We start from the raw sequence: 22,595 nt of genomic DNA, 5'->3' as shown, positions 1-22,595 counted from the left end.
ATGGCCGAGTCCGAACCGCGACTTCTGCGGGTGCATGCCCTCAAGACCGCTTGCTCGAACTGCAGCGTGCTTGAGCTGTGCCTGCCCATTGGCCTGACGGGCGGTGAAGTCGAGCGCCTCGACACCCTGATCGCCCAGCGAGTGAAGGTCAAGAAAGGCGCGGCGCTGTATCGCACCGGCGACCCGCTGCGCTCGTTGTATGCGGTGAGATTGGGTTTCTTCAAGACCAGCGTCCTTTCGGTAGACGGTCGCGAACAGGTCACCGGTTTCCAGATGCAAGGCGAAATGCTTGGCCTGGACGCCATCAGCACCGATCGCTACGCCTGTAATGCCATTGCCCTGGAAGACAGCGAAGTCTGCCCGCTCCCCTTCAACCTCCTGGAAAAACTGGCCCACGACTTACCGTCGTTGCAGCACAACCTGAATAAACTCCTGAGCCAGGAAATCGTGCGCGACCACGGCATGCTGTTGATGCTCGGCAACATGAACGCCGACGAACGCCTGGCGGCGTTTCTATTGAACCTGTCCCAGCGGCTTAACATGCGAGGTTATTCCTCCAGGGAATTCGTGCTGCGCATGAGCCGCGAAGCCATCGGCTCCTACCTGGGCCTGCGCCTGGAAACCATCTGCCGGGGCATCGCCCACCTGCGCCAGGAGGAACTGGTGGACATGCATGGGCGCAACGTCACGATTCTGGACTTGCCCGGCCTCAAGCAAAAAGTCGCCGGTTGTCATCGTCATGCGGAACTGTGATGCCTGCTCTGCATGACATCTGATCTACGTCAATACCCCTCCACGCCTTCAAGCCGAGATTAAGACTCAGCGTTCGAACCTTTGCATCGACGAAGGTTACCGAACCTCCCGTCTCATGGAGGCTTTGATCATGGCAACGCACCTGCAAGGTACAGAACCGGTCATCCCGACCGTCACACCTCACCCTTTGGCCGGCAGTTTGCGAAAGGTCGAGCCCAGACGCCTGTCGCTGAGTTTGCTGATCGCTCTCGTCGTCGGTTCGATGATCGGCAGCGGCATCTTCAGCCTGCCCCAGAACATGGCAGCCAGCGCCGGTGCCGGAGCGATCCTGATCGGCTGGCTCATCACCGGCGTGGGCATGCTCTCGCTGGCCCTGGTCTACCAGACTCTCTCCAACCGCCAACCGGAACTGGACAACGGTGTGTTTGCCTACGCCCGTGCCCTGGGTGGCGAATTCCTCGGTTTCAATTCGGCGTGGGGCTATTGGATCAGCGCCTGGATCGGCAATGTCAGCTACCTGGTGATTCTGTTCGCTGCGCTCAGCTACTTTTTCCCCGTGTTTGGCGAAGGCAATAACAAAGCCGCGATCGTTGGCGCGTCCGTGGTGCTGTGGGCATTGCACTGGATGATCCTGCGCGGGATGCGCACCGCCGCCAAGGCCAACGCCCTGACGACGATCGCCAAGGTGGTGCCGTTGCTGTTGTTCATCGGACTGGTCATTGCCGCGTTCTCCAAGGACACCTTCATGGTGGATTTCTGGGGCACGCCGGCGCTGGGCAGTACGCTGGACCAGGTCAAGAGCACCATGTTGGTGACGGTCTGGGTGTTCATCGGTATTGAAGGCGCCAACGTATTCTCCGCCCGGGCCGCCGAACGGGCCGACGTCGGCCGCGCCACGGTGATTGGCTTCATCCTGACATTGATGCTGCTGATCGCCGTTTCCCTATTGTCCTTGGGCATCCTCAGACAGCCCGAACTGGCCGCGCTGAAGAACCCTTCCATGGCCGGTGTACTGGAAGCGGTGGCCGGGCCTTGGGGCGCGGTGCTGATCAGTATTGGCCTGATTGTGTCGGTGGGCGGCGCGCTGCTGGCCTGGACGCTGTTGGCAGCCGAATCGGTGTTCACCCCGGCCAAGGAAAAGGTCATGCCGCGCCTGCTGGCCACGGAAAACCAACACGGCGCACCGGCCAACGCGCTATGGATCACCAACGGCTGCATCCAATTGTTCCTATTGCTGACCCTGTATTCGAGCGCCAGCTACCTGGCGCTGATTTCACTCGCCACCTCGATGATCCTGCTGCCCTACCTGTTCAGTGGCCTGTATGCACTGAAAATGACCTGGCAAGGCCAGACCTACGCCGGCCATCGCGGCCTGCAACTGCGCGACATGGCCATCGCTGTGGTCGCGACGGGCTATTGCGTCTGGCTGCTCTACGCCGCCGGCCCCCGGTACATGCTGCTCAGTGCCCTGCTCTATGCCCCCGGCTCGCTGATCTACCTGAGCGCTCAACGGGCCAGGACGGGCCAGGCCCTCACTGGTTTTGGCTGGGGCCTGCTGCTGGTGATCTGGGCGGCGGCGATCTTCGCCGGCTGGATGCTCTGGTCCGGCCAACTGTCCTTGTAAGTTCGCAAGCATGCATTGACCTGTTCGGCAACGGTATCTGGTCATCTGTTCAGGTACCCGCCCGAACATCACCCAAGAGGAAAATCAAATGTCCAATTCAGTGAAAAAGATGCCGGTCAAAACCGAAGACAACGCTCCGCATCCCGCCAAGACTGACCTCAGGCATCCATTTGAAAAGCTCCGCCAGCAGGTAGATCGCCTGTTCGATGACTTCAACCGGGGCACGGGGATTTCGCCCTTCAGTCGCGGGTTGTTCGATGTCGAACCCTTCTGGCGTCGCGAGTTTTCCATGAGCAGCCTGCCGGCCGTTGACATCACCGAGAAGGAAAAGAGCTTTGAAATCACCGCCGAGTTGCCCGGCATGGATCAGAAAGACATCGAAATCCGCCTGGCCAACGGCAACCTGATCATCAAGGGGGAGAAAAAAGAAACCAAGGAAGAAAAGAAAAAAGGTTATCACCTGTCCGAGCGCCATTACGGCTCCTTCGAACGGGTGTTCAACCTGCCAAAAGGCGTCGACAGCGACAAGATCGAAGCCCAGTTCAGCAAAGGCGTGCTGACGCTGACACTGCCAAAAAAACCGGAAGCACTGAAAGCGGAAAAGGTCGTGCCGATCAAGGCCGATTGATCGCTTTGAACCCTGCCCCTCGCCGGCCAACGACGAGGGGCTTTTTCATGCCTGTGCTTATTTCAGGCCGAATGCGTCGTTGAAGCGGCCGGCCCCTTCGCGAGCAGGCTAGCTCCCACTCTGGAGCGTGGCGCGCACAAATCCGGCGGGTACAGAAAATCCCCTTGCTCGCGAAGGCGGTGGCTCAGAGTTCGACGCTATCGCGGTACTCCGGCACCGACACCGACCACCCCAGTTCGTCGCTAATGCGATGGCGCAAGACGTCGGACGCATTGGGTTCGCCATGCACCACATAGGTGTGCCGGGGGGGTGTCTTGAAGCCGCGCAGCCATTGCATGATTTCGTCGGCATCGGCATGGGCCGAGAGCGTTTGCATGGGCACCACTTCGGCATTGATCGGCACGTCCTTGCCATGGATGCGCACCGCAGGCTCACCCGCCACAATCCTCGCACCTCGCGTACCGCCTGCCTGGAAACCGGGCATCAGCAAGGTGTTGATGGGGTTGGGCGCCAGGCTCTTGAGGTGGTGCAGCACGCGCCCGCCGGTGGCCATGCCACTGGCGGCGATGATTACCGCCGGGGTGCGTTGCAGGTCCAGGGCCATGGAGTCCTTGACCGAGCGCACCGGATGGGCGATGTGGCACATGCCTTCGCACTCTTCCCTGGAGAGACGATGCTCGTCACCAAAGCGCTGGTACAACCGGGTGACGTCGATGGCCATGGGGCTGTTGAGGTAGATCGGGATATCGGGGATCGCCCGGCGTTGTTTCAGGCGATACAGGTGGTACATCAGCAACTGGGCACGGCCAACCGTGAACGAGGGCACCAACGTGATGCCACGGCGCAGCGCGGTGCGAGTGATCACCTCAGCCAATTGATCTTCCGGCGACTCGTGTGGGTGTCGACGGTCGCCGTAGGTCGACTCCACCAGCAGGACATCCGCCTGCTCAATGACTTTCGGCGCGAACATCACCGGATCCTCGGGTCGCCCCAAGTCCCCAGAACACACCAGCGTCACCCCACCAGCCTGGACCTGTACCGTCGCGGCACCAAGGATGTGCCCGGCGCGACGCAGCAAGATGGTGATCCCCCGGGCGATCTCCACCGGGTGTTCGAATGCAATCGGGCGCAGCAGTTTCAGCGCTCGTTCAGCGTGTTCACGGGTGTACAGCGGGAAGGCCGGCGCGTGTTTGGAAAACCCCTTGCGGTTAGCGTATTCGGCTTCTTCTTCCTGCAAGCGAGCGCTGTCGCGCAGCAGGATCTTCACCAGCTCGCAGGTCGCCGGCGTTGCATAGACGGGGCCGCGATAGCCATTACGCACCAGCACCGGCAGGTAGCCGCTGTGGTCCAGGTGGGCGTGGGTCAGTACGATCGCATCCAGGTCACGCATCGGCAGCTCGAAGGGGTCCCAGTTGTGCAGGCGCAACTGCTTGTAGCCCTGGAACAGACCGCAATCGATCAGGATGCGCTGATCGTCGTGTTCCAGCAGGTACTTGCTACCGGTGACCGTACCGGCGGCCCCGAGAAATGTCATGCGCATGGCGGTGCTCCTGGACAATCGATCGTAAGCCTATTGGTCACATTGTTTGACCTCGTTGCCGTTGATCTTTGTCAACAACCCAGCGGTCAAGTCCGATTCATCACACCGCCAGAACACTGCACGACACCTGGTACAGGATGTGCTCGGTCGTGCTGCCCAGTAGCCCATACAGATCGTCGTGCTGGAATCGCCCCATGACGATCACGTCCACTTCATGCTCCAGGGCAAATTCACTCAGGGCCGAGACCGGATGCCCCAGTAGGAAATGCCTGCGCTCGGCCGGCACACCAAACAGGTTCGCCAGTTCCAGGAAGGTTTTTTCCAGGCTCCTGCGCAGTTCCTTGCTGAGCTGCGACAGCGACAGGCCGCCACCGCCCGCATCCCCCAGATAGACTGACGACACCTCATAGGCGTGAACCAGATGCAGCTCGGCGTCGCACTGCAAGGCCAGCCCCATGGCCTGGCGGATGATCCGGTCATTCAGCCCGCTGTTCTGGGCAAACGCACTGGAAGGGTCCACCGCCGCGACCACTGTGCGCGGCAGCGCATGACCGGTGGCCCCCACCAGGTACATCGGAACAGGACAGTTGCGCAGCAGTTGCCAGTCCAGCGGGGTGAAAAATGCCCGCTTGAGCATGGGCTCGTGTTGTACCTGCTTGATCAGCAAGTCCGGCTGGATCTGCGTAACGTGTTGCAGGATCTGCTTGCCCATCTTCTGGGCCCATTCCACCTCAGTGGTGACCCGCAGGCCACGGCGGCGCAACTTGTCCGCCTCATCTTCCAACCAATGACGATGGTCCTGGAGATAGTTCTGCCGCGCTTCCTCACGAGGCCCCTCTTCAAGCAGCGAAAGAATGTCCAGCGAGGGAATCAAGGCGGTGACATGCAAGTGCGCGCCACTGGCCGCCGCCAGGGCCGCGGCGTGATGCAGGGCGGGTGAATGGCGTTGTGCCGGGTTGAGGATCAGCAACAGGCGTTGGTACTGGCTCATGATGGGTCTCCAAAGTCGGGCTCGAACGCCACGGCGCAGCGTCGATGCCATGAGGCATGTTGGCCGTCATTGCGGCGTCGGCGTCCAGCGCCAATTCAAGACTTCGGGCATGTCCTGCCCATGCTCGATGAGGTACAGCTGATGCTTTTCCATGGTTGCCCAGTAGCGATCCCGAGCGCTGTCCACCAGCGGCTGCAACCGTGGCACGCGCTGGATGACATCGAGCGCCAGTTGGTAGCGATCCAGGTGGTTGATGACCGCCATGTCGAACGGCGTAGTGGTGGCGCCCTCCTCCATGAAACCGCGGACATGGAAGTTATCGTGGTTGTGACGCTTGTAGATCAGTCGATGAATCAGCGACGGATAGCCGTGGAAGGCGAAAATCACTGGCTTGTCCACGGTAAACAACCCATCGAACTCGGCGTCCGGCAACCCGTGGGCATGCTGTTGCGGCGGTTGCAGGGCCAGCAGGTCGACGACATTCACCACCCGCACCCGCAGGTCTGGCACGTATTCACGCAGCAGCGTGACAGCGGCCAGGGTTTCCAACGTTGGCACGTCACCGGCACACGCCATCACCACGTCCGGGTCTTCGTCGTTGTTGCAGGCAAAGGCCCAGCGACCGATCCCGACCGAGCAGTGCCGAACGGCCGAATCGATGTCCAGCCACTGCCATTCCGGCTGTTTGCCGGCCACGATCACATTGATGTAATCGCGGCTCTTGAGGCAGTGATCGGCCACGGACAACAGGCAATTGGCGTCCGCTGGCAGGTAGATGCGCACCACGTCGGCGCTCTTGTTCGCCACCAGGTCGATGAAGCCCGGGTCCTGATGGGAAAAGCCATTGTGGTCCTGTCGCCAGACATGGGACGTGAGCAGGTAATTGAGCGAAGCAATCGAGGCGCGCCACGGGATCTGGGCAGCGGTCTTGAGCCATTTGGCGTGCTGATTGAACATCGAATCGACGATGTGGATGAACGCCTCATAGCAGGAAAACAGCCCATGCCGACCCGTCAGCAGATACCCCTCCAGCCAGCCTTCACACACTTGCTCGCTGAGGATTTCCATCACCCGGCCGTCGCACGCCAGGTTCGTATCGCCCGTCTCCAGGGCCGCCATCCAGGCTTTGCCACTGACCTCGTACACCGCATCAAGGCGATTGGAGGCGGTTTCGTCGGGGCCGAACAGGCGGAAATTGACTGCCCCCAGGTTGTGCTTCATCACATCGCGCACAAAACCACCCAACACCCGGGTGGCCTCTGCCTGCACGCTGCCGGGCGCGTTGAATTGCATGGCGTAATCGGTGAACCTGGGCAGTTCCAAGGGTTTGAGCAGCACGCCGCCATTGGCATGAGGATTGGCGCCCAGGCGCCGATGTCCCGTCGGCGCCAACGCGGCAACGTCCGGCAGCAACGCACCGTTGTCGTCGAACAACTCCTGCGGACGGTAGCTCTGGAGCCATTGTTCCAGTTGCGTCAAATGCACGGGCAGCTCGAAGTGGCTCAGCGGCACCTGGTGGGCGCGCCAGGTGCCTTCGACCTGCTGGCCATCGACGAATTTCGGACCGGTCCAACCCTTGGGCGTGCGCAGCACCAGCATCGGCCAGAGCTGGCGTTCCAGGGTACGTCCCGACGAATCCGCGCGGGCCATGCGCTGGATTTCGCGAATCTTGAGCAACATGCCGTCCAGGGTCCTGGCCAGCTGTTGGTGCACCGCTTGCGGGTCGTCGCCTTCGACAAAATAAGGATCGTAGCCGTAGCCATACATCAGGGCCGACAGCTCGTCTTCACTGATGCGCGAAAGCAGCGTGGGGTTGGCGATCTTGAAACCGTTGAGATGAAGAATGGGCAGTACGGCGCCGTCACGCCTGGGGTTGAGGAATTTATTGGAATGCCAGCTCGCCGCCAACGTCCCGGTTTCCGCCTCACCGTCGCCGATGACGCAGGCCACGATCAGGTCAGGGTTGTCGAACGCCGCGCCATAGGCATGGGCCAGGGAATAACCCAACTCCCCACCTTCATGGATGGAGCCGGGAATCTGCGCCGAGACATGGCTGGATAAGCCATAAGGCCAGGAAAACTGCCGGAACAGGCGCAACATTCCGTTTTCGTTCTGCTCCACCGAGGGATAACACTGGGTGAAGCTACCCTCCAGGTAGCTCTGGGCGACGATGGCCGGGCCGCCATGACCGGGCCCGGTGATCAGGATCATGTTCAGGTCACGGGTCTTGATCAGGTGATTGAGGTGCACGTAAATCAGATTCAGCCCAGGCGTCGTGCCCCAGTGGCCCAGCAAGCGAGGTTTGACGTGCTCCTGTTGCAGTGGTTTGCGCAACAACGGGTTGTCCTTGAGGTAGATCTGTCCTACGGCCAGGTAATTGGACGCACGCCAGTAGGCGTCAATACCTTCCAGTTGGTCGGGGCTGAGAAAATCGCTCATCACGTCCTCCGCAAAAACACAGGGTTGCCATGCCTGATTCTGGAACGCGGGAATAAGGGTGACTTGATTTACATCAGAACCAGGGACGCTAAGGTCATACAAGGTGATTGCTTGATGCCCTGGCGCCGCTCACTGGCATGGCCAGCGCCCGCTCACACAGGAGAATGCTCATGCGCGCCATGGTCTTGCACACGATTGGCCAGCCCTTGCAACTGGAAGAACGCCCTCAACCGACGCCGGCCGCCGGGCAACTGCTGATCAAGGTGCAAGCCTGCGGTGTGTGCCGCACCGACTTGCATCTGTTCGACGGTGAATTGCCCCAGGCTCGATTGCCTCGGGTGCCGGGCCACGAGATCGTCGGTGAGGTCACCGCCGTCGGCGCGCAGGTGGCCCCGGACTGGATCGGCCGACGGGTGGGCGTACCCTGGCTGGGGTGGACGTGTGGGGTGTGTGAGTTCTGCCGCTCGGGCCGGGAGAACCTCTGCGACCAGGCACTGTTCACTGGCTGCCAGTTGGACGGCGGCTATGCCGACTACACCGTCGCCGATGCGCGATTCTGCTTCCCCCTCCCCGATACGCTTGAGGCCGCCGAAGCCGCGCCTCTGCTGTGTGCAGGGCTGATCGGTTTCCGGGCCTTGCAGATGGCGCAAAACGCCCCTCACTTGGGCCTTTATGGCTTCGGCGCCGCTGCGCACCTGGCGATCCAGGTCGCCGTGGGCCGGGGCCAGCAAGTCTATGCCTTCACTCGGCCCGGTGACGACCTCGGCCAGGCCTATGCCCGTTCGCTGGGCGCGACCTGGGCCGGGGCATCGGATCAGCTCCCGCCCCATCTGCTGGACGCCAGCCTGATCTTCGCCCCCGTCGGCGAACTGGTGCCACTGGCCTTGCAAGCCACCGCCAAAGGCGGTTGCGTGGTGTGCGCCGGCATTCACATGAGCGACATCCCTGCCTTCCCCTATCGCCTGTTGTGGCAGGAGCGCAGCGTGCGCTCAGTGGCCAATCTGACCCGCGCGGACGGCCTGGCGTTTTTCGAACAGATCCAGCGCACACCCGTGCATTGCAACGTGACCTGCTACCCATTGGTCCAAGCCAACCAAGCGCTGGAACACCTGAGGAGCGGACAGCTCAACGGGGCCATCGTACTCATCCCTTGACCGCCAGCACACTGCCCGGCACCGAGTACAAGGCACGTTCTGTCGTGCTGCCAATCAAACGCTCAAGACCGGCGCGGTGCACAGTGCCCATCACCACCACGTCGGCCTCGAATTCGTCGATGAATTCCTGGATCACCGGCACTGGCAGGCCAACGACGAAGTGCCGACGCTCCGCCGGTACGCCACAGCGCCCGGCCAGGCTGATAAACGCCGCATGCAGCGATTCGCGCAGGGCGTCGGCAAAGTCGTCATCCCAAGCCCCGGCCAGCAACGAGGCTTCGCCGTTGAAGGCCGGCGACAGGTCGCAGGCGAACAACAGATGAAGCGAGGCATCGCATTGCCGGGCCATCGCGGCAGCAGTCTGGACGATGTGCTCGTTCAAGGCATTGGCCTCGGGGTCCGAAGGGTCCACCGCCGCCACGACCCGGCGCGGCAAGCCGTGCACCGCCTGGTTGACCAGATGCACCGGCACCGGACAGTCGCGCAACAGATGACAGTCCAGCGGCGTTGCGAACACGCGCTTGAGCAAAGGTTCGAGGGTAACGTCCTTGATCAGCAGGTCAGGCTGGAACTGCTCGACATAGCGCAGGATGTCCAGCAACGGATGGAGCGTCCATACCACGTGAGTCGTCACGTCCAGGCCTTCCTCCTTGAGCAGCGCCGCCTCCTCCACCATCCAGCGACGGTAGCGGTGCAGATAGCGCTGCACACTCGCTTCATCGATTTTTTCACCCCATAAGTGGGTGCGCGCCGGCGGTTGGACGAACGCGCACAAGTGCAGTGCGGCGCCGCTGGCCCGGGCCAGGGCACAGGCCCTGCGCATCGCTGCAGAGGGGTGCAGATCAGGTTCGACGATCAATAGCAGACGCTGGTATTGCCCCATCGCACACCTCCATCGGATTGCCCACACGAAATCCAGAACCTTGCACCGGCCTTTTCCGGAGCGATCTTCAGCGTGCGCCCATCAAGGCCCCGGACGGTTTGATCTGAATCAAAGGCCGGGCAATCGACGGGCGGATACGCAGGCACTGATCCAGATCAGAATCGATCGCCGTGGCGGGCGTAGAACAGTACCGAATGCGTAGCTTTTTATCGCACCGCACGTGCACATCCGAGGGAGGATCGCACCATGCTCACTGTCAAAGACCACAACGAACGCGCCGCTGCCCTGTATGCCAGCATCAGTGGCAAACACTGGATCCAGGCACTCAAGGACGGCCGGCATGTCTTGATCCGCCCGCTCAGGGAGCAGGATCGCCAGCGCGAATACGACTTCATCATGCGCCTGTCACCGGAGTCCCGGCACATGCGCTTCCTGGCGCAGATCAATGAGCCGGGCGCGGCGCTGCTCGATAACTTGATGGACGTCGACTGCAAGACGCGCATGGCCTACATCGCCCTGGTCCATGACAACGGCGAGTTGATCGAGATCGGTGTCAGCCGCTATTGCGCGACCCAGGAACACGAATGCGAGTGTGCGGTGACGGTCGCCGACCCTTGGCAACACCTGGGACTGGGGACGTTGTTGATGGAGCACCTGATCGACACCGCGCGTAAAAACGGCTATCGCCAGATGTACTCCGTCGATGCGGCCAGCAATGCGCCGATGCGGGACTTGGCCCATAGCCTGGGTTTTGAAACCCACAGCGATCCCGACGACACCCGGCAGGTCATCCACCGGCTCTACCTTTGATCCCGGACGCTGCGCGAGGCCTTGGCATGGCCTCGCGCCGCGTTGCGCCAATCACGCTTGCGGCTTGATCGCCAATACGCTGCAGGGCGCCCGTTGCAGCAGGAGCTCAGCGGTGGTGCCCAGGCGCTTGTCCAGGCCACGATGCGCCGTGGTGCCCATGACGATGACATCGATCTGGTGATCGATGGCGAACGTGCAAATGCTGTTCAGCGGCGCCCCTTCGATGAAGTGGCACTGCTGCGGTGCGACCCCGTGCCGCTCGGCCAGGGACTCGAACACCTCGTGCTGTGCCTGGCCCAACGCTTCATAGAGCCCCGTGGCCAGGGGCAGCGCACCAATGCCCATATCCGAGGCGTAGACAGCCGTCCAATCGAAGGCGTGCAGCAACTCGACCTGGGCGTTGCATTGTTCCGCCAGTTTGACCGCGGCGTCGACGATCCGGTCGTTGAACACCAGGTCCTGCTCCTCGCTGCGCAGCACATCGACAATCGCCAGGACCCGCCGAGGCCGCGGGTTACGAGCGTCCGTGACCAGATGCACTGGCACCGGACAGTCACGCAGCAAGCGCCAGTCCAGGGGCGTGAAAAACACCCGCTTCATTGCCGGTTCCGGCTGCGCGTCCTTGATGATCAACGCCATCGGCATCTCCTTGACGTATTGCTGCAAGGCTTGGAACGCATCCTTGCTCCACACCACCTCGCAGGTCACCTCGACGCCGTGCCGACGTGCCAGTTCGGCCTGTTGCCACAGCCAATGCCGATGGGTTTCCAGATAACCCTCACGCGCTTGCTTGACCTGTTCCGGGGCGAACAGACCGGCCACCGAGAGCAACTCCAGGTAGTCGAACGCCACGATATGCAGGGGCAGGTCCAGCGCCAGGGCCAACTCGGTGGCGCGGTCGAACGCCGGCGTACGGATCATGGCGTCAGGCGCCACTAGCAATAAACGTTGAGTCTGGGACATGGAACACCTCGGCACGTGGCGACAGCCACTTAAAGGATTGAGGTTTCCAGAATGGACGCCTGCCCGAGACAGGACTTGATCTTCATCAAACAGCCATCATTCAGGCTGACAAACTCGGGAGCAACAGCCCTGCCCACATCGCCAGCGTGACCAGCACCTGGCCGGGAATCACATACCCGGCGAACCTTCGCCCGCCACTGAGCCAGGCGACGACGCATTTGCTCAGAGAGTTGCTGCTCAGCGCCATCAGGACCGGTACGGCGACGCCGTCGAAGGGCAACAACCCGCCCTTGGCCAGGGAAGCGATGGAGGCTGTCGAAGCATGGGCGTCGAGCAACCCGCTGAAAATCGCGGTGACGGTCACCCCGGCCTGGCCAAACACATCGAGCATCGCCGACGAGAGGACAGTGATAGCGGCCATCGCCAGGACCATCGTCATCGCCAGTTTGAGGCTGAAGGCGCCGCTGTGCTTGATGGTTTCATCGGCCCGCGCCCTTGGCCGGGGAAACATCAGCACGCCGGCGTAGAGCAATACCATCAGCATCCCGCACACCAACGGCCCCCACATCCAACGCAGCAGCGCGGGGTCCACGGCTGCGAGAATCAGGCCCATTTGAGTCACCGTCGCCAGATTGGATAACATCGCCGCAGCGCTCACCATCTTGAGATTGATCGGCTCTTTGGCCGCGATACCGCCCATGGTCGCGACAGTCGCCGTGGCAGAAGCAAACCCCGAGGCAATCGCACTGAGGGCGTAGCCATAGCGGGTCCCCAGGGTTCGAACCGCGACATGCCCCAGCGCACCCACCGCCATCAGCATGACGGTGAGGGTGCACAGGTTGCGCAGGTTGATTGCGTCATAAGGCCCGAGGAATCGATCCGGTGCCAGCGGGAGCACGACCAGCGCGGCGATCAACAGCACCAGGCCATCGCGCATCTCGGTGGCCGTCAATTGGTTGCGGGCAAAGTGGTGCAACGCCTGGCGGCTGGCGAGCAGCCCGGCCATCACCACCCCAATCGAGGTCGCCAGGCCTGGGGCGCTCGCACAGAGCGCGCCCAGTGCCAATACTGCGAACAAGGCCACCTCGCTGGTGATCCCCGGATCCTTGTCGAGGTTTCGCCAATAGGCCACGGTGACCAATGCGCCCAGGGCGAGCGTCATGCCCCCCAGCAACAAGGGACCGCCCGCCTGGACCGCCAGGTAGCCGAGCACGGACGTGATGGCGAAGGTACGCAGGCCGGCGAAGTCGCGCCGGTCGCCCTCGCCTTTGCGTCGTTCGCGCTCAAGCCCCACCAACAGGCCGATTCCCAGCGCGGCGGCGGCATTGGCGAAGGCCAGGGTTTCAGTCATGGTTCGGCTCTCTGGCACTGTCTGCGGTTGTCACTCAATCCAGAGGTCCGAGCCGGCTGCGCTCGTGCCCTGGGGCGACTGATCATGCTCAAACATAGCGCGATTGCCGCGCCGTTGCCGCCTCCGATGCAACGCTTTGAAGCGTGTTTGATGCAAATCAAGTTACCGGCCTCCATGACGCTCATGATCGATGACAGACACCACGCCGCGCGAAACGTCGCCCGGCGCCAACAGGTCCTTGCCCGGGAGGTTTGTCATGTCTACGCAATCACGATTGATGCTGGTCGTCTCGCCACTGATGGAACACAGCCCGGCGTTCGACCGGGCCGCCGCACTGGCCAGGGCCGAAGGCGCGGCGCTGCATATTGTCGCGTTTGACTACCTCGAAGGCCTGGCCACGGCGGGCCTGGTCAACGAGCAGGCGCTGGAGCAGATGCGCTTGGGCTACATCGAGCGCCATCGGCAGTGGCTGGAGGAACAGGCCAGGCCCCTGCGCAACCTCGGCATCGAAGTCACGACAGAAGTGACGTGGGTCGAGCGCCCCTTGCAGGAAATCCTGGTCCACCTCAAGGAAGCGCCGATGGCTGCGCTGATCAAGTCGGTGGACCCTGAGTCGTGGTTTTCCCGACTGATGTTCACGCCGCTGGACGTGCATCTGCTGCGCGAATGCGAGGTCCCGCTGCACTTCGTCAACAAGGTCGCCCACGCCCGCCCGCGCAAGATCCTGGCCGCCATTGACCCGTTCCATCAGGACGGACGCTACGAAGGCCTCAATGATCGGATCCTGAGCGAAGCCAACAAGCTGGCCACCCGCTGCGACGCGACGCTGGAAGTCATCTACGCCTATGACCTTTCGTCCATTACCGCCGCTGAATACGGTTTTGGCAACGGTTCGATGTTCTTCTCCTCGACCCTGGCCCGCCAGCTCTACGAGTCCCAGGGCGCCGCCTTCGATGCACTGGCCGAACGCAATGGCATCGCCGCGGACCAGCGACGCATGATCATGGGTGACCCGGCCAAGGTGCTGGCGAGCTACGCCGCGTCCCATGACATTGATGTCATCGTCATGGGGCGCGTGCGCTACGGCAGCCTGGACAAGCTGATCGGCAGCACCGTCGAAGGCCTGCTGTACAAGATGCCCTGCAGCTTGTGGGTGATTGCGCCGCAGCAGATGGGCTGAAGGCAGTCCTGTGCCGATGGCCTGTAGAACAACCGCTCCGTATCCACAGGAACGCGGCTGATGAACCGACCGAGCAACATACCAGCGGCGCACCCGACAACGCCCTCGCAGGGCCTGGCCTGGTACACGTTGCCCGCCGAACAGGCGCTCAAACACCTTGATGTCGATGAGCAAGCCGGGCTGGACATCGCCGAAGTCCAGGCCCGGCTTGAGCGTACGGGTTTCAACCGGTTGTCGGCGTCAGCCCGACGGCCAGCGTGGCGGCGATTTCTGCTGCAATTTCATAACATCCTGATTTATGTGCTGCTGGGTTGCGCTGCAATCACCGCTGCGCTGCAACACCTGTGGGACACGGTGGTCATTCTCGCTGTCGTGGTGGCCAATGCGATCATTGGCTATGTCCAGGAAGGCAAGGCCGAGCAGGCCATGGACGCCATCCGCAACATGCTCGCGCCCCGGGCAACGGTGATACGTGCCGGCGAACGCCTGGGCATCGCAGGCGAGGAACTGGTGCCCGGCGATATCGTCTTGCTGGAGGCCGGCGACAAGGTCCCGGCGGATCTGCGCCTGCTGCATGCCAACCGGCTCCAGGTCCAGGAAGCCATCCTGACCGGAGAATCCGCACCGGCCGAAAAAAATACCGAACCGGTGCGCATCGAAGCGGCCCTGGGTGATCGTGCCTGCATGGCCTTCAGTGGCACCCTGGTGACCTGCGGACAAGCGACAGGGGTCGTTGTCGCCACCGCGACATCGACTGAAATCGGGCGCATCAGCAACCTGCTGTCAGCAGTGGAGCCGCTGACGACGCCCCTGATAAAGCAAATGGATGCCTTCGCCCGCTGGCTGACGCTATTGATTTTGCTGATCGCCGGTCTGCTACTCGCTTATGGCCACTTTGTCGGGCATTACGTCTTCACCGAGATATTCATGGTCGTGGTGGGCATGTCGGTCGCAGCCATACCCGAGGGATTGCCCGCCGTACTCACCATCACCCTGGCGGTGGGCGTGCGGGCGATGGCCCAGCGCAACGCCATCGTTCGGCGCCTGCCGGCCATCGAAACCCTGGGCTCGGTATCGGTCATCTGCACGGACAAGACCGGCACCCTCACCCGTAACGAGATGATGGTGGCATCCGTCGTCACCCGTGACCTGACCTTCACCGTCGACGGTGTCGGCTACCAGCCTTCGGGCAACATGAACCTTGCCGATCAATTGATCGACACCTCCCACCACCCGGTGCTGGCCGAACTGGGGCGCGCGACGAGCCTTTGCAATGACGCACGCTTGAGGCAGCACGAAGACACCTGGAAAGTCGAAGGGGACCCCATGGAGGGTGCATTGCTGGTGTTTTGCGCCAAGGCCGGCATCAACGGCGAAGAGGAACGCGGCACTTGGGCCCGCACCGATGCCATTCCGTTCGACGCCAAACACCGTTTCATGGCAACGCTGCATCACAACCATGACCGGCAAGCCGCCATTTATGTCAAAGGTGCGCCGGAGCAGATTCTGACCATGTGCACGCACCAGCGCAGCAACACGGGGGCAACGGCCCCGCTCGATGCCGACTATTGGCACGCGCAGGCCAATGCCATCGCCCGCAAGGGCCAACGCGTGTTGGCGCTCGCCGTCAGATCCGTCCCGCCCGAACACGCCATCCTGGAGTTTGCCGATGTGCAAGGGACACTGACCTTGCTTGGCCTGGTCGGGATGATCGACCCGCCCCGCCCGGAAACGATCCAGGCGATCAAGCAATGCCAGGCGGCCGGCATTGTCGTGAAGATGATCACAGGGGATCACGCCGGCACCGCCTGCGCCATCGGTGATCAGATCGGCCTGGACAACCCCGACAAGGTACTGACCGGCAGCGACCTGGACGCCATGAACGATGCCACCCTCAGGAAATCACTCAAGCAAGTGAACATCTTCGCGCGTACCAGCCCCGAACATAAGCTGCGGCTGGTGACGTTGCTGCAACTCAACGGCATGACCGTGGCGATGACCGGCGACGGCGTCAACGACGCGCCAGCGCTCAAACGCGCAGATGCCGGCATCGCCATGGGTTGCAAAGGCAGTGAAGCAGCCAAGGAAGCCGCGGACCTGGTACTGGCGGACGATAACTTCGCCTCCATCGTGGCCGCTGTGCGTGAAGGCCGGACGGTCTACGACAACATCAAGAAAGTGCTGAGCTGGACGTTACCCACCAACGCGGGCGAGACAATGACCCTGATTGTCGCGCTGCTGTTTGGCCTTACATTGCCAGTCACAGCGATACAGATCCTGTGGATCAACCTGATTACCGCCATCACGCTGGGTATCGCGCTGGCGTTCGAACCAACCGAAGACAACACCATGCGCAGGCCACCGCGCTCACGACAGGAGCCGTTGATCAGCGGCGCATTGGTCTGGCATATGGTGCTCGTTTCCATTCTGTTCCTGTGCGGTGTCTACGGCATCTTTACCTATGCCCTGGACCGAGGCTACTCCGTCGAACTGGCCCGCACCCTGGCAGTGAACACCTTGGTCGTGATGGAAATTTTCCACCTGTTCTTTATCCGCAATCTCTACGGCACGTCACTGACCTGGAAGGGCCTTCGGGGTACGAAGGTTGTGTGGGCGACCGTCGCGGTAGTGACCGTCGCTCAATTCGCCATCACCTACGCGCCGCCGCTGCAAACCGTGTTCGCGACCCAAGCGGTGCCCTTCATGGATGGACTGCTGATCATCGCGGTGGGCATTGCGCTGTTCGCCATCATCGAAATTGAAAAACAGCTTCGACTGCGTTTAACCGAGTCCGATCGTCAACCGTGACGATCCCACTCCCCGCGCCACCAGCCTGCAAGGAACTGAATCATGAACGCATCCAGACTCGCCGCCCTCGCCCTGACCGCGGTGCTTTTCCCCACGCTGAGCTTTGCCCAGCAAGCCACCGACGCCGCCAAGGCGCCCCCGCCGTCAATGAGCGTTGAGCAATTCGACCAGCAGATGGCGACGGCCCAGGAAAACCTGAAAAAAATGCAGGAACAGATGACCCAGATCCAGAACACCAGCGATCCGGCGCAACGCCAGAAGCTCATGCAGGATCACCAGGCCACGATGCGGCAAAGCATGCAGACGATGAATGGGATGATGGGGTGTTGCGGGGCAGGCATGATGGGCGGCCACATGAAGGGGAACGGCCCGATGATGGGCTGGAAACAAATGGGCAGCCACTATTCCCGGATGACGCCTGAGCAGATGAAGCAGCACCAGTACATGATGGACAGGTACATGGGCATGCAACAGATGATGATGGAGCAGATGATGCAACAACAGCAAATGAGCCCACCAGCTCGCTAGGCCGGCCCCCAGGACTGCCCTACTCACCTGCCGCGTCGGCAGGTGAGTTTTCTTGATCACCGTCCAGCCATCGCCGGGCTTCTCATCAGGCTTCAGTGCAACAACTTCAACCCACCGGCAAGCGCAAGAGCCACCAGGCAGGTCCAACCTGAAAACATCCTTCGCCAGACAGGCCTGCGGGGAATGAACCCCACGCCCCTGACAAACGCCACGCTCATGGCGATAAACAAGGCCGTTGCCAAGACATGGTCGGCTTTCCCGTCCGGCGCCGTCATCAGTGGCGGGTAGAGCGAGCAGGCCAACATGATCGTCACCGCAACGACGAGGCTCAGCCGATGCAGCCGTGACGTGGGCTGGACACCCGCGACATTCAGCGTCATGGCTGCGCCTCGTCATGGTCGCTCATGGCTCGACCGGTCTCGTTCTCGCCCCACATCGCATTGAGTATCGCCAGCAGCAGTGCGAAACCGACTCCCAGCATCCAGGCGAAATACCACATATTGCTTCACTCCTCTGTCGACACTAGTACGCCGAGTGTTCGTTGGCGTTGATCTGGGTGGCCGTGACCTTGCCGCGCATGACGCGATACGCCCAACCGGTATAGATCACGATCAACGGCATGAAGAACAACGTGGCCCAGAACATGATGGCCAGGCTCAGGTGACTGGAAACACTGTCCCACACGGTCAGACTGGCCGCTGGCATCGATGACGACGGCATGACAAAGGGGAACATCGATACCCCTGCCGTACCGATGACACCGACCACCGCAAGCGATGACGCAACGAACGCGCAAAGGGTACGGCGCCTCATCAGCAACAGCGCCGCACCGGCTGCGCCGGCCAGTCCAAGCGCGGGCAGCAGCCACAGCCAAGGATAGCGACCATAGTTGGCCATCCAGGCCCCCGCCTCCCTCACGACCGACTTGCCGAGAATGTCAGGCAACCCGGCGGTATCGACGAGCGACGTGATGCGATAGCCCTCGATCCATTGCAACCAGATACCCGCTGCGATGAACGAACACACCAGTACGATCGCAGCGCCTAGCGCGCCTTTTATCGCCCGGGACTGGATGCTGCCCTCCGTGCGATGGGCCAGGTAGGTGCCCCCCTGCAGCGTAATCATGGCGCTGCTGACCAGGCCGGTCAGCAGCGCGAAAGGGTTGAGCAATTGCCAGAAGCTGCCGGTATAGGTTGACACCAGGTATTGATTGAAGTGAAACGGTACGCCCTGCAACAAGTTGCCAAACGCGATGCCGAACACCAGCGGCGGCACGGCCCCACCCACGAAAAGCCCCCAATCCCAGGTACTGCGCCACACCGGGTTATGGATCTTGCTGCGGTAGTCGAAACCCACCGGGCGGAAGAACAACGCCCAGAGCACCAGGATCATCGCCCAATAGAACCCGCTGAACGCCGTGGCATAGACCACCGGCCATGCGGCGAACAAGGCGCCGCCGGCCGTAATGAACCAGACCTGATTGCCATCCCAGTGCGGGCCCACGGTGTTGATCACGATGCGACGTTCCATGTCATTGCGACCGACAAACGGCAGCAGTGAGCCGACGCCCATGTCGTGGCCGTCCATGATGGCGAAACCTATGAGCAGGACGCCGACCAGCGCCCACCAGATGATCTTGAGCGTGAAGTAATCAAGCATGGTGAAGCTCCTTCAACTTGGCGTCGTGGACATAACGACCTGTACCGAGGCTGCCGGGGCCCTGGCGGGCGAACTTGACCATCAGGAACATTTCCACCGCCAGCAGCACCGTGTAGAAAACGACGAACCCAGCCAAAGAGCCATACAGGTTATCGACGCTGAGGGTGGAAACGCTCATGTGGGTCGGCAACACACCGTAGATGGTCCAGGGTTGGCGGCCGTACTCGGCGACGAACCAGCCCAATTCGCAGGCAAGCCATGGCGCAGGCAGCATCCAGAGCGCCCAGCGCAGCAGCCCGCGATGATGTGCGCCGCTGGATTTCAAGGTGCTCCAGAATGCCAGCCCGAAAAGCACGAGCATGGCAAAGCCCAGGCCGACCATGATCCGGAACCCCCAGAACATCGGGGTCACCCGCGGTACGGTATCGTTCACAGCCTTGTCGATGATGGCCGGCGTGGCCTGGTTGACATCCTCGACGTACTTTTTAAGCAGCAGGCCAAAGCCCAGATCGGCCTTGTACGCTTCGAAGGTATCGAACGCGGCCTTATCGGTGCGATCGGCGCGCAGCGCTTCAAGCGCATTGACGGCGGTAATGCCCCGCAGAATGCGCGCGCGGTTTTTCGCTTTGATGTCATGAATCCCTGGGATCTGCTTGCTGACCGAGCGCGTGCCGATCAAGCCCATCACCCACGGCACATCGAACTCCCAGTTATTCCTGGACTCGGCTTCATTAATGCTGGCCACCAGCGTCAGGCCCGCCGGTGCGGGTTTGGTTTCCCACATGGCCTCCATGGCCGCCAGCTTGGTTTGCTGCGCCTCGCCCACCGTATAACCCGACTCATCCCCCAGTACGATGACGCTCAGCACAGAGGCCAGGCCGAAGGCGGCCGCCACCCGAAAGCTGCGCTTGGCGAACTCGACATCACGCCCCTTGAGCAAGTACCAACTGGAAATCGACAACACAAACATCGAGCCGGTGACATAACCGGCAGACACCGTGTGGACAAACTTGGCCTGCGCCACCGGGTTGAAGACCACGGCCCAGAAATCCACCATCTCCATGCGCATGGTGATGTAACTGAATTGCGAGCCCACCGGGTTCTGCATCCAACCATTGGCGATCAGAATCCATAGCGCCGACAGGTTGGTACCGATGGCCATCAACAACGTGACCAGCAAATGATGTTCTTTCTTCAGGCGATCCCAACCGAAGAAGAATAAGCCGATCATGGTCGACTCAAGGAAGAACGCCATCAGACCCTCGATGGCCAGCGGGGCCCCGAAGATGTCCCCGACGTAGTGCGAGTAGTAGGCCCAGTTAGTGCCGAACTGAAACTCCAAGGTGATGCCGGTGGTCACGCCCAAGGCGAAGTTGATGCCGAACAATTTGCCCCAGAAGCGAGTCATGTCTTTCCAGATGACATTGCCTGTCATCACGTAGACGCTTTCCATGATGACCAGCAGCCACACCATCCCCACGGTGAGCGGTACAAATAGAAAGTGGTACAGCGCTGTGGCTGCGAATTGCAGCCGTGACAGATCCACCAGTTGTTCTGAGATCACTTGCTTGCCCCTTGAGCCGAGGTGGGTACGCCGAACCTGTCACTGATGGTGTTCGAGTCGACGCTGACGCGCGAATCCTTGATGAACAGCCACCACAGCACCGTCAGCACGACCAGTTTGATCAGCACGGCTGTGAGCAGATGGCGACGCAATCGTTTATCGGAAATAGTCATGGGACATGCTTTAGCACGGCGCATGCCAACGCCTGGATATATTTTTTATCTTTATAAAACAATTAGTTATTGAGAGAGCCGAAGCTCACTACCTGGTTTGGCGAGAATAAAACCTGCCAAACTGCCAGGGGCTGGCAGTCATTGGCAGTCCAGGCTCGATGACGTTCAGGCCAGGCCTTGTTCTTTCAACCGCCTGTATAACGTGCGCTCACTCACGCCCAGGTGCCTGGCCAGTTCGCTGCGGGTGCCTTTGAAAGTGGCCACCAACTGTTCCAGGTCCCTGCTATTGCGGGCAGGCGTCAAGGCTGGGGCGGACAACGCCAAGGGGGGCGCGGGCAGATGCAAGGCGTGAATGACGCCGTCGTCGGCAAACAGTGCGGCTCTTTCCAGGACATTGCGTAGCTCGCGGATATTGCCCGGCCAGGCAAACCGCTGCAATTGCATCAGCGCCTCGGGATCGATGGTCAGCCGACGCTTACCGATCCCGGAACGTTGCAGGAATGAATCCACCAGCAAGCCGATGTCTTCAAGGCGATGCCGCAAGGGCGGTAAATGGATAGGGAAAACGCTGATGCGGTAGTACAAGTCCTGCCTGAACTCGCCCCTCTCCACCATCTTTTCCAAGGGCTTATGGGTCGCGGCCACCAGCCTGAAATCGGCGTGCTGGGTTTCTACACTGCCAACACGGCGATAGGTTCCAGACTCGATCAGTCGCAACAATTTCACCTGCATGGCCAGGGGAACGTCGCCTATCTCATCGAGAAACAGCGTACCGCCCTGGGCCGTCTCCACCAGGCCCACCTTGCGCGTGGTCGCTCCGGTAAATGCCCCCTTTTCGTGGCCGAACAGCTCGCTCTCGAACAACGTTTCGGTCAAGCCGGAGCAATCCACCACGACAAAAGGCCCCGCGGCCCGCTCACTGGTTTCATGGACGGCGCGGGCAAACAGCTCCTTGCCTGTGCCGGACTCTCCCAGCAACAGCACCGGTAACATCGAGGGCGCTACCCGCTGCAGTTCCAACAGCGCCTGATTAAAGGCCGGTGAACTGCCCACCAGCCCCTCATTACTGGGCCGTGCCGAGGCGCTCCGCACCTGGGTAAGGCGCTCCACATAAGCAGTGATAACGCCGTGCTCATTGAGGATCGGGCGCAGTTCCACATCGACGTGTTCCGGCCCGCGCGGTGTGTGATGAATGTGCAAGACCCGATCCGGACTGCGCATCTCCCTGGCCTTTTTCATCGGGCAGTTCTCGCCGGCCTGGTCACAAGGCACATCGTAGTGGTGGGAAACCCGATAACACTTATGGCCAATGAACGGCTTGTCGGCGCTGCCGAACTGACGCAGGTAAGCCGTGTTCGCCGCCAGGATGTTGTAATCAGGATCGAGGACGATCATCGGCTGGGGCTCATGCTCCAGAAACGAGACCAGGGACTGCACCTGGTCTGCACGTGGAAGCGGGTCTTGGGTGGGCGGCAGGCGGTGTGTCATCGCGGCTCCAGTGAATTCATCCAGCACAGGTGGCACTGCCACTATGCCAACAAACACTG

General features: G+C 61.4%; 20 protein-coding genes. 8 read left to right on the top strand and 12 right to left on the bottom strand.

The window, feature by feature from the left end:
• The 3 genes from fnr (at position 1) to BLT00_RS03450 (ending at position 3,005) form a co-directional block, all read left to right on the top strand.
• Entirely contained in the window at positions 1-753 is a 753-nt protein-coding gene (gene fnr / locus BLT00_RS03460) for a fumarate/nitrate reduction transcriptional regulator Fnr (RefSeq protein ID WP_092141716.1), read from the top strand.
• Positions 754-883: 130 nt separating this feature from the next.
• On the top strand, positions 884-2,377 hold the full coding sequence (gene arcD / locus BLT00_RS03455) for an arginine-ornithine antiporter (RefSeq protein WP_092141719.1): 1,494 nt from the start codon (positions 884-886) through the stop codon (positions 2,375-2,377).
• A gap of 88 nt (positions 2,378-2,465) precedes the next feature.
• Positions 2,466-3,005 carry an Hsp20/alpha crystallin family protein gene (locus BLT00_RS03450; protein WP_092141722.1) on the top strand — a complete coding sequence of 180 codons (540 nt, stop codon included), beginning with the start codon at positions 2,466-2,468 and terminating at the stop codon, positions 3,003-3,005.
• A 184-nt stretch (positions 3,006-3,189) separates the two neighbouring features.
• On the opposite strand, the gene BLT00_RS03445 is transcribed toward BLT00_RS03450, so the two are convergent.
• The 3 genes from BLT00_RS03445 to BLT00_RS03435 all read right to left on the bottom strand — a co-directional run bounded on the left by BLT00_RS03445 (position 3,190) and on the right by BLT00_RS03435 (position 7,975).
• Complete coding sequence (locus BLT00_RS03445) at positions 3,190-4,545, bottom strand: MBL fold metallo-hydrolase RNA specificity domain-containing protein (protein WP_092141725.1); 1,356 nt, start codon at positions 4,543-4,545, stop codon at positions 3,190-3,192.
• Between the two features lie 100 nt (positions 4,546-4,645).
• Entirely contained in the window at positions 4,646-5,536 is an 891-nt protein-coding gene (locus tag BLT00_RS03440) for a universal stress protein (protein ID WP_092141728.1), read from the bottom strand.
• A 66-nt stretch (positions 5,537-5,602) separates the two neighbouring features.
• Positions 5,603-7,975 (bottom strand): phosphoketolase family protein, encoded by a 2,373-nt coding sequence (locus BLT00_RS03435; RefSeq protein WP_092141731.1) that lies wholly within the window; start codon positions 7,973-7,975, stop codon positions 5,603-5,605.
• A gap of 170 nt (positions 7,976-8,145) precedes the next feature.
• Here BLT00_RS03435 and BLT00_RS03430 point away from each other — a divergent pair, with 170 nt between their 5' ends.
• Positions 8,146-9,129 carry a zinc-dependent alcohol dehydrogenase family protein gene (locus BLT00_RS03430; RefSeq protein ID WP_092141734.1) on the top strand — a complete coding sequence of 328 codons (984 nt, stop codon included), beginning with the start codon at positions 8,146-8,148 and terminating at the stop codon, positions 9,127-9,129.
• On the opposite strand, the gene BLT00_RS03425 is transcribed toward BLT00_RS03430, so the two are convergent.
• A complete protein-coding gene (locus BLT00_RS03425) occupies positions 9,119-10,012 on the bottom strand; it encodes a universal stress protein (protein ID WP_092141736.1) in 894 nt (297 codons plus the stop codon). The two genes, BLT00_RS03430 and BLT00_RS03425, sit on opposite strands and share 11 nt — an antisense overlap.
• A gap of 246 nt (positions 10,013-10,258) precedes the next feature.
• Between BLT00_RS03425 and BLT00_RS03420 the strand changes: the two genes are divergently transcribed.
• On the top strand, positions 10,259-10,822 hold the full coding sequence (locus tag BLT00_RS03420; protein ID WP_072347403.1) for a GNAT family N-acetyltransferase: 564 nt from the start codon (positions 10,259-10,261) through the stop codon (positions 10,820-10,822).
• A 51-nt stretch (positions 10,823-10,873) separates the two neighbouring features.
• Here the strand turns inward: BLT00_RS03420 and BLT00_RS03415 are convergent, their stop codons facing one another.
• On the bottom strand, positions 10,874-11,785 hold the full coding sequence (locus BLT00_RS03415) for a universal stress protein (RefSeq protein WP_092141739.1): 912 nt from the start codon (positions 11,783-11,785) through the stop codon (positions 10,874-10,876).
• A gap of 100 nt (positions 11,786-11,885) precedes the next feature.
• Positions 11,886-13,136, bottom strand: coding sequence for an MgtC/SapB family protein (locus tag BLT00_RS03410; protein WP_092141742.1), 1,251 nt, complete (start codon positions 13,134-13,136; stop codon positions 11,886-11,888).
• A gap of 256 nt (positions 13,137-13,392) precedes the next feature.
• Here BLT00_RS03410 and BLT00_RS03405 point away from each other — a divergent pair, with 256 nt between their 5' ends.
• The 3 genes from BLT00_RS03405 to BLT00_RS03395 are packed head-to-tail and all read left to right on the top strand — an operon-like array spanning position 13,393 to position 17,652.
• Positions 13,393-14,316, top strand: coding sequence for a universal stress protein (locus tag BLT00_RS03405; protein ID WP_092141745.1), 924 nt, complete (start codon positions 13,393-13,395; stop codon positions 14,314-14,316).
• Between the two features lie 60 nt (positions 14,317-14,376).
• Positions 14,377-17,124: a cation-transporting P-type ATPase gene (locus BLT00_RS03400; RefSeq protein WP_092141748.1), complete on the top strand. Its 2,748-nt coding sequence runs from the start codon at positions 14,377-14,379 to the stop codon at positions 17,122-17,124.
• Between the two features lie 42 nt (positions 17,125-17,166).
• Positions 17,167-17,652: a hypothetical protein gene (locus BLT00_RS03395; protein WP_092141751.1), complete on the top strand. Its 486-nt coding sequence runs from the start codon at positions 17,167-17,169 to the stop codon at positions 17,650-17,652.
• Between the two features lie 92 nt (positions 17,653-17,744).
• Here the strand turns inward: BLT00_RS03395 and BLT00_RS03390 are convergent, their stop codons facing one another.
• The 6 genes from BLT00_RS03390 to BLT00_RS03370 form a co-directional block, all read right to left on the bottom strand.
• Positions 17,745-18,032: a cyd operon YbgE family protein gene (locus BLT00_RS03390; protein ID WP_092141754.1), complete on the bottom strand. Its 288-nt coding sequence runs from the start codon at positions 18,030-18,032 to the stop codon at positions 17,745-17,747.
• Positions 18,029-18,151, bottom strand: coding sequence for a cytochrome bd-I oxidase subunit CydX (cydX, locus tag BLT00_RS03385; protein WP_092141757.1), 123 nt, complete (start codon positions 18,149-18,151; stop codon positions 18,029-18,031). The genes BLT00_RS03390 and cydX overlap by 4 nt, the downstream gene beginning before the upstream one ends.
• Positions 18,152-18,174: 23 nt before the next feature.
• Positions 18,175-19,311 (bottom strand): cytochrome d ubiquinol oxidase subunit II, encoded by a 1,137-nt coding sequence (cydB, locus tag BLT00_RS03380; RefSeq protein WP_092141760.1) that lies wholly within the window; start codon positions 19,309-19,311, stop codon positions 18,175-18,177.
• Positions 19,304-20,875: a cytochrome ubiquinol oxidase subunit I gene (locus tag BLT00_RS03375; protein WP_092141763.1), complete on the bottom strand. Its 1,572-nt coding sequence runs from the start codon at positions 20,873-20,875 to the stop codon at positions 19,304-19,306. The genes cydB and BLT00_RS03375 overlap by 8 nt, the downstream gene beginning before the upstream one ends.
• Entirely contained in the window at positions 20,872-21,048 is a 177-nt protein-coding gene (gene cydP / locus BLT00_RS31765) for a cytochrome oxidase putative small subunit CydP (protein ID WP_014338536.1), read from the bottom strand. Before cydP ends, BLT00_RS03375 begins: the two co-directional genes overlap by 4 nt.
• Before the next feature lie 165 nt (positions 21,049-21,213).
• Positions 21,214-22,536, bottom strand: a complete 1,323-nt coding sequence (locus tag BLT00_RS03370; RefSeq protein ID WP_092141766.1) for a sigma-54 interaction domain-containing protein — start codon at positions 22,534-22,536, stop codon at positions 21,214-21,216.
• Positions 22,537-22,595: the final 59 nt, after the last annotated feature.

The organism is Pseudomonas sp. NFACC51, from assembly GCF_900103575.1.
Taxonomy (GTDB): Bacteria; Pseudomonadota; Gammaproteobacteria; order Pseudomonadales; family Pseudomonadaceae; genus Aquipseudomonas; species Aquipseudomonas fluorescens_Q.
The sequence above is the reverse complement of the archived record's forward strand: the minus strand, read 5'-3'. Positions and strand labels throughout refer to the sequence as shown.